At 46.4% G+C, this 16014-nt stretch carries 14 protein-coding genes; 5 read left to right on the top strand and 9 right to left on the bottom strand.

What is annotated here, in order from left to right:
- Nucleotides 1–321: 321 nt before the first annotated feature.
- From CRO03_RS18435 to CRO03_RS17690, 3 genes are all read right to left on the bottom strand, one after another.
- Nucleotides 322–480, bottom strand: a complete 159-nt coding sequence (locus CRO03_RS18435; protein WP_170949051.1) for a hypothetical protein — start codon at nt 478–480, stop codon at nt 322–324.
- Nucleotides 481–582: 102 nt separating this feature from the next.
- A complete protein-coding gene (locus CRO03_RS17700) occupies nt 583–1014 on the bottom strand; it encodes a hypothetical protein (protein WP_097113003.1) in 432 nt (143 codons plus the stop codon).
- A 410-nt stretch (nt 1015–1424) separates the two neighbouring features.
- On the bottom strand, nt 1425–2177 hold the full coding sequence (locus CRO03_RS17690) for a hypothetical protein (RefSeq protein WP_097113001.1): 753 nt from the start codon (nt 2175–2177) through the stop codon (nt 1425–1427).
- A 332-nt stretch (nt 2178–2509) separates the two neighbouring features.
- Between CRO03_RS17690 and CRO03_RS17680 the strand changes: the two genes are divergently transcribed.
- Both CRO03_RS17680 and CRO03_RS17675 read left to right on the top strand, forming a co-directional pair.
- Nucleotides 2510–4303, top strand: coding sequence for a tetratricopeptide repeat-containing sulfotransferase family protein (locus CRO03_RS17680; RefSeq protein WP_097112999.1), 1794 nt, complete (start codon nt 2510–2512; stop codon nt 4301–4303).
- A gap of 358 nt (nt 4304–4661) precedes the next feature.
- Nucleotides 4662–7802, top strand: coding sequence for a TonB-dependent receptor domain-containing protein (locus CRO03_RS17675; protein ID WP_097112998.1), 3141 nt, complete (start codon nt 4662–4664; stop codon nt 7800–7802).
- Nucleotides 7803–8090: 288 nt separating this feature from the next.
- Here the strand turns inward: CRO03_RS17675 and CRO03_RS17670 are convergent, their stop codons facing one another.
- The 3 genes from CRO03_RS17670 to CRO03_RS17660 all read right to left on the bottom strand — a co-directional run bounded on the left by CRO03_RS17670 (nt 8091) and on the right by CRO03_RS17660 (nt 10408).
- Complete coding sequence (locus CRO03_RS17670) at nt 8091–8621, bottom strand: hypothetical protein (protein ID WP_097112997.1); 531 nt, start codon at nt 8619–8621, stop codon at nt 8091–8093.
- Entirely contained in the window at nt 8621–9496 is an 876-nt protein-coding gene (locus CRO03_RS17665; RefSeq protein ID WP_097112996.1) for a hypothetical protein, read from the bottom strand. The genes CRO03_RS17670 and CRO03_RS17665 overlap by 1 nt, the downstream gene beginning before the upstream one ends.
- 183 nt (nt 9497–9679) lie before the next feature.
- Complete coding sequence (locus CRO03_RS17660) at nt 9680–10408, bottom strand: PepSY domain-containing protein (protein ID WP_097112995.1); 729 nt, start codon at nt 10406–10408, stop codon at nt 9680–9682.
- 184 nt (nt 10409–10592) lie between these two features.
- On the opposite strand from CRO03_RS17660, the gene CRO03_RS17655 reads away from it, so the two are divergent.
- Both CRO03_RS17655 and CRO03_RS17650 read left to right on the top strand, forming a co-directional pair.
- The gene (locus CRO03_RS17655; protein ID WP_097112994.1) at nt 10593–11180 is read left to right on the top strand and encodes a YqaA family protein; all 588 of its coding nucleotides are present in this window, start codon (nt 10593–10595) and stop codon (nt 11178–11180) included.
- A gap of 178 nt (nt 11181–11358) precedes the next feature.
- Nucleotides 11359–12111, top strand: a complete 753-nt coding sequence (locus CRO03_RS17650; protein ID WP_097112993.1) for a DUF4097 family beta strand repeat-containing protein — start codon at nt 11359–11361, stop codon at nt 12109–12111.
- Nucleotides 12112–12149: 38 nt separating this feature from the next.
- On the opposite strand, the gene CRO03_RS17645 is transcribed toward CRO03_RS17650, so the two are convergent.
- Nucleotides 12150–12902 carry a substrate-binding periplasmic protein gene (locus tag CRO03_RS17645; RefSeq protein ID WP_170949050.1) on the bottom strand — a complete coding sequence of 251 codons (753 nt, stop codon included), beginning with the start codon at nt 12900–12902 and terminating at the stop codon, nt 12150–12152.
- Between the two features lie 214 nt (nt 12903–13116).
- Here CRO03_RS17645 and CRO03_RS17640 point away from each other — a divergent pair, with 214 nt between their 5' ends.
- Complete coding sequence (locus CRO03_RS17640; RefSeq protein ID WP_170949049.1) at nt 13117–14316, top strand: nuclease-related domain-containing protein; 1200 nt, start codon at nt 13117–13119, stop codon at nt 14314–14316.
- Here CRO03_RS17640 and CRO03_RS17635 read toward each other — a convergent pair.
- Together CRO03_RS17635 and CRO03_RS17630 are read right to left on the bottom strand one after the other, a co-directional pair.
- Complete coding sequence (locus tag CRO03_RS17635) at nt 14313–14816, bottom strand: M48 metallopeptidase family protein (protein ID WP_097112990.1); 504 nt, start codon at nt 14814–14816, stop codon at nt 14313–14315. The genes CRO03_RS17640 and CRO03_RS17635 overlap by 4 nt on opposite strands.
- 87 nt (nt 14817–14903) lie before the next feature.
- On the bottom strand, nt 14904–15797 hold the full coding sequence (locus CRO03_RS17630) for a hypothetical protein (RefSeq protein WP_097112989.1): 894 nt from the start codon (nt 15795–15797) through the stop codon (nt 14904–14906).
- Nucleotides 15798–16014 lie beyond the last annotated feature (217 nt).

The raw sequence follows: 16014 nt of genomic DNA, 5'->3' as shown, positions 1-16014 counted from the left end.
AACAGTGGCGAGACACGCTGAAGCATTGCATTCATTTACTCGACACCACGAGTTACAGCATTATATGAGAACAAGATTTTGTGGGGATCCCTCAGGGTCAGATAACAATTAAATTGGCGTTGAAACTGGAAACTGGCAGTTAAGGCATTAATGCTTGTCTGAAAATTTGTTGCAGTGGCCCAAGGTTAAGGTTTACACCGGCGATATTGGCTGTGACCCAATCCTGCTGTAATAAGGGCGGCCATAGCATCTTTGATATTTAACAGGTTTATTAATACGTCACTGTCGGCGTAACAATATACATCGTGCAGTACGCCGTATTTATCGCGCATACTTTTTATGGAGTTGCTCAATAGTCTTATTAGCGTCTTCTTTTTTCAGTGCCATGCCTTCGTACTGCAGACTGGTTTCATAGTTTTGCTTTTTCGGCATAAACTTCACCGATTTTTCTTTAACGCTGTTGGAATAAGGCTGGGTCATATTTCCTCCACACTGTGGCTAAAGTTTACTCCGATAGCGCTATAACTGCCAGTTTTGCCGCGAGGATGCAGCAAATCTATGCAGGGCTAAAAACCACCGAAGTTACTCATATTGCCAGCACTCAAACACCAATTGCCCAGACGGATAAGGCTCTGCTGTATCGCCATAATGCAGCAGCTCCAGCCGGGCGTGGTGTTTGCCGGTACCGGGGCTGAAATAAGAAGCGCTATACGCCCTGACTGGTGCGGCAGGGGCGGGCGGCTGTATTTCCAGATAAAAATCTAAAATATACGGTACATCGGTAATATCCATCCGGCTAACGCTAACGATAAAAGTATGGTCATTTGCATTAAATAATGGTTTGGCGGTAGCATCGGCAGCAGTTAACGAAATGGCCTTGTCCTGAATGTCATTCAGGCTAAAACCGGGATAGTCCAGCGGGATCAGGTGACAACTAAGGTTCAGCTTAGACTGGCTGGCATGTGTGGTGGTAGCCAACAATGTAAAAAGCAAAGCGATTAGGATTTTGGACATAAAACGGTGTCCTTACTGTAGGTTGTAAAGCTAGAGCGAGTTTGATGTGTCACCAAACTGCAAGCATGATACCCCTGCTGTTTTAATTGCGACATTACCATCTGGTTTATGCCGAAACCTATGGCGGGCAGCATTAATACAAAAAAGATAAAAAGCCGGCTTTGCATTTTGCGGAATTTGGCTAATTTAGGGCCAGCTACCAGGTGTTTCTCCGCAATACTCATCAGATGCAATATTGGCAAGATAAGTGGTAGTAACAAAAACGCAGTGCCAGTTTGTATCTCGACTAAAGCCGACTGTGCTATCGCTTGATATTGTTGGTGAACTCGCCAGAAAAAGAACAAGGCAAAGGCTATTGCCAATGCCTCGAACAGCGCAACTAAGGTTACTTGTAATACTGGGCGCATAAGTTATCTAAATTGCATGCGGCGGACGGCGTCGTTAATTAAATTACGCTCGAACCGCACTATCTGCCTTGCAAGCTCACCAAAAGTACGCTCTTTTGCGTTTTCCAATGCATTAACCAGGGCATTAGTTACCCCAAAAGTGCGGTCCAAATATTCGAGTGTAAGAGCCGTTGCAATGCCAAACGCGATGGCAGCAACGATAGGCCCAGCTGCAACTGTAGTAATGGTGCCTGCGACCATACCAGCGGCCGAAGCAACTACTGCGCTTAAGCTAATTTTGACCAAATCTGACGCTATTGTGCCGACCAGTCTGAGCAATGTGCTTTGTTCACCGATAAGAAATTGCAACACTGTCATAGGAACAGAGATAAATATGCTTAGCCGTGCGCCTGTTATCATTGCTGAGGTGACTCTTTTTTGTCCGATAGCTAAGTCGATGACTTTAGGGTTACTAGCGAGATAGCGGGTGCCTGTAAGCTTCTCTCTCAGACCAGGATGACCTTTTAATATGACATAACTTTGGCCATGCACCTCTTTAATAACCGCTTTTCCTGTAAGGCCTAGTTCTCTGATAAGCTGATTTGCAAAACGGAGATCCGTAAGCTGCGTACCGATACCCGTAACCAGCTTGGCGTTATCCATATTGGTGTGATTACTAAGCGTTGTCCCAAGCTCAGAGAATTGTTCTAAAGACAGGATGTGCAACTCTTGGCGTTCGTTGTTCATTCTCGTCAAATCAATATTTGTATCAGCCATGGTAATCTCCTTTTACGAAAAGAACATAAGTTATCACAAAATTAATTCAGGGTTAAACATTTGTATGTTTAAACGGCTGGGCTTGGCTACTAATTGAGGTACTTAAATGATTAACAATAAGGGCCGCATGCGGCCCTTAACCATACAAGAGCGCGCGGCGTTAATTCAGGATTTCCGGCTGTGTAAATCCGGCATGCTGCCAGCGCTAATATCATGGAATTTGAGTAATTCTCAGCTAACAGACGAAGGTATTGACGTCATATTTGACTTGCTCTCAATTTACCAGTGGTTAATATTCAACACGACTCAAACACGTTGGAAATAATCGCTCTATGCATGAACAAGCAACACTAAGTGAATCAATAAAGCTGATAGAAGCAGAAAACTTCAATAATGCCATAGTCACGCTCAGAGCTTTGATAAGCGAACAACCTGATTCATATCAAGCCTGGTCACTGCTGAGTAAATGTTTGTTTGAAGTTGGCGATTTGAAACAAGCCGTGCAAGCCAGTGTTCATGCTCAGAGTATCGATCCGCTAATACAAAGCTTTCAACAAATTCAAAATTTGCTACAGCAGGTAGCCTTCAGTGAGGCAAAGCAAATAGCCAATACGATGCTAGCCAAGTATCCTGCGCACCCCAGAGCGATTTGCACACTGGCGCACATTGCGACTAAACAAAATGACCCCGAACGCAGTGTTTCTTTGCTGGAAAGTGCGATCAGTTTTAATCCTGCAGATCTAACCTTGCAAAATATGCTAACCAATAGCTATGCGTCGGCCGGATACTTTAGTAAAGCAATACAAGCGGCAAACATGCTGGTTGTCTTAGATGAAACGTTTGAATCACTGTGGACTTTAATTGGACTCTTACTTAAATACGGACAGTATGACAACTTGCTCGACGCGTGCGAACGCGCTCGGCGCTATGTTGGCCAAAGCGTGCAACGCGCAAGTCAAATTGATCTTATCAAAGGCCAGGCTCTGCGTATCATCGGCAACAAAACTGAATCGATTGCAGCGTTGAAAGCCAGTCTTGGCGCCGACCCACTTAATGCCGATGCATGGTGGGCTTTGGCTGATATGAAAGACTATGCATTTTCCGATATAGAGCGCGCAGACATTAACAAAATAGTCACCGCAACGCATCTCGATAAGCGAAAGCGTTGCATCGCAGCCTTCGCTTTAGCGAAAGCAAGTGAAGGACAGTCGAGTCCAACACAAATGATGTCGTATTACCATCAAGCCAATGCTTTGGGCGTGTCTGAATACTATGAACCAAGCCTGTTAGAAAACGAATTTAATACGCGCACCAATACCTACACAACAAAGAATTTGATCGTACAAGCAGATAGCGTAGAAAAGCGTATTACTCCTATCTTCATTGTTGGCTTGCCGCGCTCAGGATCTACATTGGTGGAACAAATTCTGGCGAGTCATAGTGCTATCGAAGCAACGTTAGAGCAACCGACCTTACCGATTATAGAGAGCCGGGCTCAAACCCTGTGTATGCAGCGCTATGGCTTACCTTTACCCCAAGCGTTGGACAAACTGAGTCCCGAAGAACTGTCCCAGTTAGGTAACGCTTACTTAGAGGACAGTGCACTTTTCCGAACTGGCAGCGCTTCGTTTTTCATCGATAAGCAACCCTTTAACTTTCGATTAGTCGGGTTTATCCACAAGATTTTGCCCCATGCCATTGTGATTGACGTTCGACGTAATCCATTGGATTGTGGTTTTAGTCTTTACAAGCAGTACTTTCATTCTGGCGTAGATTTTAGTTATAACCTGAGCCACATTGGTGCAGCCTACAATGCCTACGTTAAGCTCATGGATCATTGGGACAATGCAATACCGTCAAAGGTTTACAAGCTCGAATATGAATCCCTGGTAAATGATCCCGAGGCCGAAGTACGTAAATTGTTAGCCAAACTTGGTGTGCCGTTTGAGCAAAAATGCTTATCTTTTCACAAAATAAAAAGAAATATTCATACAGCAAGTAGCGAACAAGTGCGTAAGCCGCTAAACCGCCAGGGCATTGGAGCCTGGCGCAAAGTGGAAGAGCAACTATCTGATTTAATTGATATTGTTCACAAAGATGGCACGGGCGCGGACAACAAGCATTAATCACCTCTGACGCTGTAATACTCAGCGCCATTGCATCAAATTTAATATTTACCATTAAACATTAAATTAATTTTAAATAACAAAGCAGATTGTCTTGCTGAAAGACTTTTTGCACTATTTTTGACCGTCTAATTGCACTGATATGGTGATGGTCGATGTTATTGAACTGATGATTTGTGGCTTTAATCTGTTCTGCACTGCGATTGATACTGGTGGCATAGAACATGCTTAGTAGCATTGAGCATTTGAATAATCGTTTAAACAAAACAAAAACAAAAACAAAAACAAAAACAAAAACAAAAACAAAAATAAGATTAAGAATAAGAACACAACTTCCTTCGGAATTCAGGAGCCGCACATGAATAAACACTTTAACCCACCCCGCTTTGCGCGTTCAGCGATATCGCTATGTATTGCAACTACATTGGGGATGACAACGGCTGGTATCGCGCACGCCCAGGAAACCCAAGCAGAAAAAGAGAAAGCGGTTGAAGTTATCAATATTACCGGTTCTCGCATTCCATCTGACCCTAATGTGATGTCTTCAGTACCCATGCAATCTCTCGACAGTAAAGATATTGCCCGCTCTGGTGAACTGAACTTGGCGGACATTGTTAACGACATCCCGGCACTCATATCGTCAACTACCGCAGAGAATACTGACACAGGTGCAAACGCCCTCAATTTACGTGGCTTAGGCAGCGCACGGACGCTAACCCTGGTCAATGGTCGTCGTCATGTAGCAGGTTTCCGCGGCACCTCAGCGGTTGATGTCGGTACTATTCCCAGAGCTCTTGTAGAACGTGTGGAAGTCACTACCGGTGGTGCTTCAGCTGTTTATGGTGCAGACGCGGTAACTGGCGTAGTCAACTTTATTCTTAAAGATGATTTTGAAGGTGTTCAGTTAAATGTCGTTGGTGCGGTACCTGAAGAAGCCGGTGGCTCCTCTTTCGCGTTCGACGGCGCATTTGGTCAGAATTTTGATAATGATAAGGGCAATATTGTATTAACCCTTTCGCTCGAGAAAGAAGAAGCGCTTTTGCATGGCGACCGCAGCTGGTCGCGCAATAACGGTTTAGGTGCCGTAGTACCAAATCCAGATTACGATGAAAATGACCCCAACAGCCCACAACGTATCTTAGCAACTGACGTGCGCTACTGGCTATCGTCTAATGACGGTTCGATCGCACCGACCTTTGGTGGTAGAAATGAACTCTATGTCGATATCAATAATAACGGCATTCCTGACTGCCAGGAATCACAAGGTGGCAGAGCCAGCTTCCTGGCGGGTTGTTGGTTGACTAACCCCGATGGCAGTATTCGTGTCAATCAAGATGGTCCAATCTATGACGGGTTATTAAGCAGCGGTGGTGATGGCGCGAAGTTTAATTTCGATAGCGATACCTTGATGCCAACCACAGACAAGGTCGTGCTTAACCTGAATGGTAACTATCAGCTAACTGATGACCTAAACGCGTTTTTTGAAGCTAAATACGTTAAGGCTGAAACCGCATTCTATGAAGAATATGACTCCTACTACGATACGCTATTCATTCAAGCAGATAACCCGTTTATACCCGCTCAATTACAACCGGTTGTTGACCAAACCGGTGGGTTACTGCTTACCCAGGATGCTTATACCTGGGATGATGATGAAACCAATTATACACGCGAAACCACGCGCTTTGTTGCGGGTCTGGAATGGTACTATCATGTAGATCACTCACTGGAATTTGTGGTTAACCACGGTCGGTTTAAAAACACCACCGATTACTCAGACCAAATGACGGACAGGGTTTTTGCTTCGATGGACGCTGTCATGGGCCCTAATGGCGCAGCCGTTTGTCGTTCTGACCTCGACCCGAATGCCGCCTATGAGATTGACTATTTTGCCTTTAATGTGAACTATGCAGACGGTAACTTCTTCAGTGATCGCTACTATACCTTTACACCTGGCGATGGTCAGTGTGCGCCATTAAATCCATTTGGTGCGGGTGCAATCAGTCAAGCAGCGAAAGACTTTATTACTGCGCGCAAGCAAGACCAACTAACGATTGAACAAACGGTGATTTCACTTACCGGTGTCGGCCAATTTGAAGTGTTTGAAAGTTTCCTTGATGGTGCGATTGGTTATGCAACCGGCCTTGAATATCGCGAAGAATCTAGTGACAACCGTCTAGATCCGCTGGAGCTAGGCATTTTACCGCAAGGTACTTCATTTACCCCTGGGGCATTAGTGAGCGATGTATCGCCATGGTTAAACTTTCTCACGGGTATAGACAACGTCAAACAGTTTGATACCGCCGGTAAATACGATGTTATCGATGCGTTCCTTGAAGTCAGATTACCGATATTTTTCGATCGTGAATTTGCCTATGAGTTTACGGTTGATGGTGCAGTCAGAGTCGCCGACTACTCAACTCTAGGCCAGGCAACAACTTGGAAATTCGGTTTTTCTTATAGCCCGGTAGAGAGCTTAAACATTCGCGGTACTATTTCGGAAGCAGTAAGAGCACCAAACATTACTGAATTGTTCGATCCGCAACTCCCAATCACCATTAACTTGAATACAGATCCATGTGATCCTAATAACATTGCTGCAGGCACCTCATTCAGACAAGCAAACTGTGTGGCAGATTTACAAGCCTTAGGTGTACCGACCGAAGAGATTCTTGATGCTGACGGCAATTATATCTGGCTCAACCCTCTTACTGCTCGCTTCTCAGGTACTGAAGGCGGTAATCCGGACCTAGATGTTGAAACAGCTGAGACAATAACCCTGGGTGCAGTATTTAGACCGACCTTTATTGAAGGACTTACTGTCACGCTAGATTATTGGGATGTGAAAATTGAAGATGCGATTGCGGCTGTTGGCGCAGCAGAAATCCTCAATGGTTGCTATGATTCAGAAAACTTCCCTGCACTAGGCTTCTGTGACCAATTTTCGCGACGCGCTGATGGTGGTTTAAACGACCTGACAACGGGCGATTCGAATTTCGCACGTGTTGAAGCCGACGGTATTGATTTTTCTGTTAATTATCAATTTAGTGTTGCAGAGAATGATTTTGGTATCACTGTAGTTGGTACACGACAAGAATCGCTTAATCGCTTTTTCAATCCACTCGACCCGAACGATGTGAACGTAGTTCTGGAAGAAATTCAGGTTCCGAAAACCTCGGGCAATCTTGAGTTAAGCTGGACACGTGGCGATGTCAATGTTGCTTGGCAGACCACCTATCAGAGCCGTCAAGCCTATGGCACTGTCGAAAGCTCACTAGGCATTAACGGTAATGCGCCGTTATATGGCCAACCGGGTAATGGCTTCTTTGGTAGTACAGTGATCCACGATATTAATGCAAGCTATACATACAGCGATGATATCGTGATATTTGGCGGTATCAATAACGTCGCTGATAAGTCACCGTTTGTTACACAAGAAGCGTGGCCTGTTGGCCCCAGAGGAAGAACATTCTTCTTGGGTGTTAATTACACCATGTAAGGTGAACACGTAAAATTAACGTGAAATTATAGCGTCGAAAATAGATGTATGAGGTACATAGTGCCTCATGCATCTCACTCTCTCACTTCACCACTCTTAAATAACACCTCAGATAACAAAGTGCTCATATATCAAAGCTCATATTTCAGAAAATTAGGGTCGAAAATTAGTGCCAGATCAAAATTAAATTGCTGCTGGGCTAAAAACCACCGCTGTTACTCGCTGTTACTGATACTGCCAGTATTCAAACACCAATTGGCCTGACGGATAGGGATTTAATTTAACCGGCTAACCAGATAAAGGTTTATTGGTACTAAACTGCGGCAATAACCGGCATTTTTGTCGCTCTGGAGACTCTTCACATTCGGCACGCGTCAGCTCAATGCAGTGCTCTGGGGTACTGGTATAAACCATTACCTTGTCGTGTAACCACTGGCGTGATTGCAACTCACATTCGCTATATCCCTGCGCTTGCAGGTAACTGGCGGAAGGGTAGTGAATAAGTTGTGGCAAAATTACCGCCAGGCCCAGCCCGATAAAAAATACCAGACTCGCCTGCTTATTTTGCCTGGCCGTTACAGCTTTACCCTGCAATTTTCGCCCGCCAAAGTACAACAACATGCTGCCAATTAATGCTGCGCCTAAACAGTAGAAGGCACCTTTGTTTATAGTTACTGCCGCGGCATCAGTAAGCAGCCCATTCACTAATACCAAAAAGTAGTAACTAAAGTAGCCAAAGCCAAAAGCTGTTAGCAGCGCAAACACCGCCAAACCCATGGCAAGTTGCCACGGTGCCAGTTCGTTCTCATCTTTTTGCATTAATACAGCCTTGGCGATAGAAAGCGATCTAATTGATGTTTAGCGGCATCAATAATAATTCTTCGTGCAGAGTCAACAACGTAGTCAAGCACTGGCTTTGCAGCCCGTGAAGCAGCTTGCGATGCTCTGTTCTGGATATCCCGGCGCAACTGTTGAGCATAATTCTGTGATCTTTCAGAAAGCTCTTCTAATCCTTTGACAACTTTATCTGATATGCCGAAGCGTTCATCCAAATAGTTAAGGGCTGGAGTTAATGCCAAGCCTACCAGCACCACAGCAGCTATAGGGCCAACCGCAATACCTATAGCTGCGCCTACTGCAATAGCGCCCCAGGCTACACCTGCGGTAATTGCGACTTTTACGACATCGACAGCTAAGTAGCCAATCAGCTGAGTTAACGTCGCCTCGTCGCTTAAAAAGAAATCGGCAATTCGGTAAGCGCCAACCAATACAACGGTAAGAATTCCACCTGATCTGACAGCAGCTTGTGCAGCATGCTTACCTAACCCCAGAGCCATTACCTGAGTATTATTTGCCAGATAGCGTGTACCGGTAAGTATTCTGCGTAACCCGGCATGGCCTTTGAGAATGATATAAGACTTGCCATTGTATGATTTTACATATGCCTGCCCTAAGCCACCAAGAGCATAGCCCAGCTGCGCCAGTTTAGTCATATCTCCACCTAAGGCGAGGTAGTTCGCGCCGAACTCAATACTACCTTTTATCTGCTCCCAAAGCGTTTTTGCCTCGGTATTCCCTCTTGCTGCCTGGCTATTTACAATTTCATCCATCATTTCTGGTGAAATAACACAAACCTCGTGTTGGTTGTCTTGAATCACCCGTTGCATACAACGTTTTTGTTGATCCGTCAGCATAAAAATTCCTTAAGATAGGCATACATTATCTAAAGGATTCTAAACGCGACACCTTATTTATTCAAATTAAATTTACATTTAACTTTTTATGTTAATGATTTTGTGTCCGAGGGGCGGTAAAGGCAGACAATCTCGATATAATCATGCAAATCACAATGTAGCATTGCCACTCCAGCGGGTTGTTTAGTCGTTGATTGTTAGCGCTGCTTTTTTGGATCTGCGTGGCCTGAATCGCCGCCATAACAACACCATGCCGCTCAGGGTAAACAGCAGAGCGCTGGCCGAAAAGGTGATAAGCAGTGGGTTATTAAAGTTACTGCGATCCTGATAATCCATAATATGTAACATCCAGAAAAAGTCGAACCAGCGCCAGTTGTCGGTGCGTACCCGCATTACTGCGCCGGTAGCCGGGTCGAGATAAAAGCGGCTGTTGTTGCTGTCGGCAAATTGTATTTGCCATAACGGCGCAGGCAGGTGTCCTACTTCCTGTGGCAGTTGCTGCAGAAGTTGGGCTGCTAGTAGCTCACCGTCGCCCTGATACTGCGCCAGGGCCAGGGTACGGATTTCCGGTTCAGCCAGCTCTGGCAACAACTCTCCGCTAACCGCGCTGTAGCGATAAACCTTTGTGGCTTCATTCACCAGATACGCCGGTGTTGCAGTAAGCTGGTCATTCTGCCAGCTTAGCTGTTGACTCAGGCTCAGGCTGGCCTTGGCGCCGTGCTGCTGCAGCACCTGCTGCGGGCTTACACTTGCTTGTTGCCACTGGGTACTGACAAACTGACGCAAATGTTCGCCCCGCACCTGCTCTATCGGAAGGATGGACATAATAAGGCCACTTAAAAACCAGAGGGTAATTTGCACAACCAGGATAAGGCCCAGCCAGTTATGCAGGCTGCGAAAAAATTTAAACATTTATTATTATTCTTCAGTAGCTGATGATTTATCAAACCAGAAAACCCGCAGTATTGTAAAGCAACATCTTGCTGCCTGACGCTGAGATGTCTGCAGCAGGCCCGATCCGACACTGCGTTTGGCAATGACATGAATTTCGCTATACTTTGCCGAAATGTAAAATTATGGAGCGGCATACGACTTTATGATGCATTCAAAAGCATTGTCGGCCGAGACCTGGCTCGACCGGCTGGATCGCTCTTCTTATGCTTTGCCATTGTTATTTATGCTGTCGATGGCTGAGACCCTGATCATACCGATACCGATTGAAGCCATTTTAATTCCGTGGATGTTAAGCCAGGACCGCCGACGCTGGACTATTGCTACTGTAGCGCTGGCAGGCAACCTTACTGCCGCCGCGCTGGGGTACTGGCTGGGTGTACTGGCCATGGAGCAATGGGGTGATACCCTGGTGGGGTTGTTTGGCGGCGCTGACGCCTTCGACAGCTTCAGCAACGAAATTGAAGACAACGGTTTTAAAGCGATCCTCGCAGTAGGCATTACCCCGACCCCGTTACAAATTGCCATGCTCGCCGCTGGTGCCACCGCTTATTCCTTTCTGCTGTTTTTACTGGCAGTTGGCTTATCACGAGCCACCCGTTATTACGGTCTGGTTGTGCTGGTGCACTTTGCCGGGAAGAGGGCAATGCAGCTGTGGCGGCGCTATTCAAAACAAATTGGGGCGTTATTATTGCTGCTGGTGGCTGGCTGGCTTTGGTTTCAGTTCCGTTAAGCCTTCGGTTTGCGACCTTTACTTAGCCAAATCCACCAGATAATAGTGCATTTTGCCACATGCCTGGTGAGTTGTTTCCGTCTAAGATATTGAATGTTAAGTTAATTTAATTCAGGCATTTATTTTGCTTCAGTGGCCGGTGATAAGCTTGGTATAACAACGAAAAAAAGGATGCAATATGAAAGGCGGAATACTCAGTATCACAGCCGCAGTGCTGTTAAGTGGTTGTGTAATCTATGTTGGCAATGGTCATGCGGGCGACAGGCTGCATGAGGAGCGGAGCCTCAGCCTCAGTGGCGCTGATATCAGCCAGTTGGTGGCTGACACTGGTGCCGGTAAGCTGGAGATAATCGGCGAAGAAGGGCGTGAGCTTATTGAGCTGCAAGCCAGTATTTATTATTACGATAGTGACGATATCCGTTTGTCGCTGATCCGCCGTGGTAATGACGCTGTGCTGGAAGCCGGTTTTGCCAGTGGGCTTTACAGTGGCAACAGTCCTTATATTGATGTCGTTGTAAAGGTGCCGGCCCGGCTGGCACTAACTCTGGATGATGGCTCTGGTGATGCTGAAATCCGGGGCTTACAGGGCGATCTGAATATTGAAGATGGCTCAGGTGCGCTGCGGATTAGTGGCGGGAATAATGCCACAGTAGTAGATGGCTCCGGAGATTTGTTTATTGCCAGGCTTAGCGGCAACTTGACCCTGGAAGATGGTTCGGGCGATGCAGATATTCGTCAGGTACAGGGCAACGTAACCGTTGAGGATGGCTCCGGTGATTTAAATATCAGCGATATTGGTGGTGTAGTAACCATTGATGATGGTTCGGGCGATATTAATGTTAATGGTGCCGGTGGCCTGACGATACTGGATAGTGGCTCGGGCGGCTTAAAAATAAATGCCATTAATGGCCCGGTAAAAATTAACGACTAAACCGGCGAAGTCAGGGATAAACGACGGGTTACGTTGATTTATCCCTGATAACGCTCAATTAACGCCGCTAATTCGCCGCTTTGGCGCATCTTGTCTAATTCACTTTGTAGTTTTGTGGCGACAGTTGCCGGAAATTGCAGGTTAAGTGCCAGGTAATGTTCGCCAACATTGTTTAGCCTGAATAATGGCTCTGCCGTATCTGCTGGCATATTATGCTCGTTCATCCAGCTGGCAAGCGCCCGTTTTGAACCCGCCAGTAAATCTATCTTTTTTGCCAGAAACAAGGGTATCGGCTCTGTTCTGGTAGAAAACCCCATCATATTAGTGTCGTAGCTAAAACCATGGTGCTGAAAATACGTTTCCAGTCGACCACCACGTGATACGGCCAGCACGTAGTTTTTCGCTTGCTCTAAATTCGTCGGGTTAATCTCTGTCCGGTCTCTTAAACGAAAAACATAGCCATGGTCAGTGGCGATAGGCCCAACCCACTTAAACAGTGCTTCGCGATCTTCAGCTCTGGTGGTGGAAAATACGCCACTGTTTTGCTCTCGCTGAGCCTGGCCGAATGCCCGGCGCCAGGGCAGTATGCTTATGGTGCAGGAGAGTTCCAGGCGTTGGCAAAGGGTGGACACCAACTCGGCATTGATGCCGGTAACGCGGTCATCTTGCATATAACTGTAGGGTGGCAGATGCTCGGTATAAAAGTGGTAGCCGGTTGGGACGGCATGAGCTTCAGAAGCTATAACAAGAGCCCATACCAGGGCGCAACAATAATAACCTGTCCACTTCATCGTTCCGCGCATCCTCACTATAACGGCAAAAACTTAATTAAACATACACTACTCGTTAAGTCCTTGCATACTGTTTAGTAATGATAATGCAGCAAATTTATCTGCTATAGGGTCGCAAATGAAGTCAGCGATTTACCAACTTGCCGATAAAACAGCTATTGCTGCATGATGATTCCCTTGCTAGCATCAGTTAACATTTACGATGAGACACGTTATGCGCTGGATGCGATATTTTTTACCGCTGTTATTGCTGATTTCTGTTTCGGCACCGGGCCTGCAGCAGTATTCTGAGGGTGCCTGTATTTTGCTGGACCAGCAGGTAGAGCGCTTTAGTCACATGCCGCAAAGCAGTAGCTATCGCAATGCCAAAAGTGAATACGATAAAAAATGTCGCAAGCCAACCAGAGCGGTGCCGCCAGAAACAGAAGCCCGTCGCGATACCACACCAATCAGACCGGCACCCCGTGAACCAGATCCGGTGGTGGTTGAGCCGGCAGAACCTGCGGCAACAAAACCTGAAGTGTCAGCAACAGAGACGACTGCCTCTGAAACAACTGAGCCTGCCACCACAAAGCCTGAAATCAGAGAAGTTGATACCAGCCAGGTCGCAAAATCCTTAGCAACGCCAGCAGCAGTAGCAGAGCAATTACTGCAGGCTAAACCTGCAACAGATCAGCCGGTTGACGCTGAGAAACGGCTAGTGGCTGAGGGCGAATTAGCTGACACAATGCTACCCGTGCCGGTGGTTGTTCCGGCAGATGCAGAGCCAATGGTTGGCGACTGGTGGCAGTGGGATAACCTGCTAAATTCCATTTTGACTAACCTGCCGTTGATTATTGCTAATATATTTGCGTTTTTACTGGCGGTATTTTTGCTGACCAACTGGCTTGGTCTTAACCTGCCGGGCTTTAAAGGTGTGTTTGCAGAATACAAATTAAATCGGCTGTTGCGCTGGCGTTTAGCCCGTGGTTATCGTCATTTCCGTAAACTGAAATTACTGACCGCAAAAGAAGAGTTGGTGGTGGTTGATCACCTGGTGCTAAGCCCCTTTGGTATTTTTGTCATTATGGTGAAAGGCTATCGCGGCAATATTTACGGCAATGTGGCAGAGGCTAACTGGATGCGCCAGTACTTTGGCAGCAAAAAACAGTTTATGAACCCGCTACATCAGAATTTTAAACATGTTGAGGCGATAAAGCATCATTTACAGCTGCAGGGGACGGATTTGGCGCAGCATGTGCATTCAGTGGTAGCGTTCAGCCGGGTGGCCCAGTTTAAAACTGACATGCCGGCAAATGTAACCTATGTTGATACCGCGCCGGCTTATCTGAAAAAGTTCGACGAACCCTGCTTTGATGATGAGCAGTTAAACCGTTTTGCGGCTTTGTTACGTCAGGCCAGCACCGCCAACTAAGCAGTAGTGGTGTGTTCCTGCAAGGTAAGATACAGGCGTAAATCCAGCTCTAACTGGTGATAGGCTGGCTCCATATGCAGGCAGAGTTTATAAAAAGCTTTGTTGTGATCTTTTTCTTTTAAGTGCGCCAGTTCATGCACCACTACCATTTGTAATAGCGGCAGCGGCAGTTGCTTTAATAAAGCGGCCACTCTTATCTCGTTTTTGCTTTTCAGCTTGCCGCCCTGCACCCTGCTTATTTGGCTATGCGTACCTAACGCATTATTGATAACATGAATTTTCGGGTCAAACACCACCTTACTTAGCGGGTCGCTGCTTTTCAGCCATTGCCGTTTTAACGCCATAGTTAACTCGTACAAAGCCTTATCGGTTTGCACCGGATGGCTCTGCTCTGGGTAGCGTTGTTGTAAAACGCCAGCCAGCTTATCATCAACCAGCAACTGGCGTACCTGCTGTTGCAGATTATCAGAGTAATGACGAAGGTAGATAAGATCCTGCATGGTTGCGCTCAGCTTTAGCGACACTATGGCAAAGAATCATACCTGATTTTTCCGATCAGGCTGATTCTTTGTGGTGCAGCCAGACGATTATTCAGGCAACCGCTGAAAGGTTGCCTGGGTATTAGACGCCATAAAGTAACTTTGCCATTGCTCCAGTGGTAGCTCGTATTGCACAGTCTGGTCTTTATAACCTATGGTAGTGGTGCCATCTGGTTGCCAGGCTAAATGAATTAATACCGACTCACCGGGTGCAATGTCACTGGCCAGCGCTTTACGAAAGGGTTTATAGCCCGGCATGATGTATTCAATCAGCAGCAACGCCGTATCAGCCTGGTTCGGCTGCAGTAATGATACCCGCAGATAGTCATTATCCGGATCGCCAATTTGCACATGAGCATAAGCGGTTACATTCTTATCCTCTACAGCCAACGGCGTAAGCGACATATTAAAACTGACACTGGCCGGGGCCATTTCCAGCGGTAGCGGGTAAAGGCCGAATTTACCGGGCGGTACATTCAATGCCAGCAAACCCGGTTTCACTTTAGCGGTGTTATCTGCCAGGTGGCTTGGGGCCGGTGTCATGCTGTGGTCGGGTTTGTTACTTATCCGGTAGAAGTGTTTAACCCCGCCATCTTCGGTTTGCACCGTTACCCGGGTATCGTTTTGCTCCAGTACTTTATTACAGATATTCTGATCGTCAGGGGTATAAGGCAACTCGGTAATAATATCAAAAGTTTTATAGGTCAGATTCTGGCAGAACTGGTCGCCATGCCGGCGCCAGTGGCCGGTAGCGATGTAAAACGAATTGTTATCAACGCCATAGCCGTACACTTCGCCATTTTCAAAATAGGAGACATAGCTATTACAGGTTGCACCAGAATCTGCAGACTCACACCACTTGCCGGACTGGGCATTGGTGAACGGGGAAAACAGCACAGCTGTTATTGATAACAACAGGGTACAGTAGAGGGTATACTTCATTATTACCTCATCTATTTTACGTCTACTACGCACCCACAATAAGCAGCTACTGGTTAAAAATCAACCTAAAGCTGGCTTTAATTTGAGCTGTTTTCAACCGCGCTATTAAGTTGTTGTTGCAGCAGCTATTGTTATTTTCTGCCTGAAGTGTTGACTGAAAACCTGCGAAGGTTGGCAAAGTGTTACTTAGCTGAGACAATCTGCCTTTGCTTAGCCA

Source organism: Arsukibacterium tuosuense (assembly GCF_900215315.1).
Classification (GTDB): domain Bacteria; phylum Pseudomonadota; class Gammaproteobacteria; order Enterobacterales; family Alteromonadaceae; genus Alishewanella; species Alishewanella tuosuense.
This window is presented reverse-complemented; position numbering and strand designations above follow the sequence as displayed.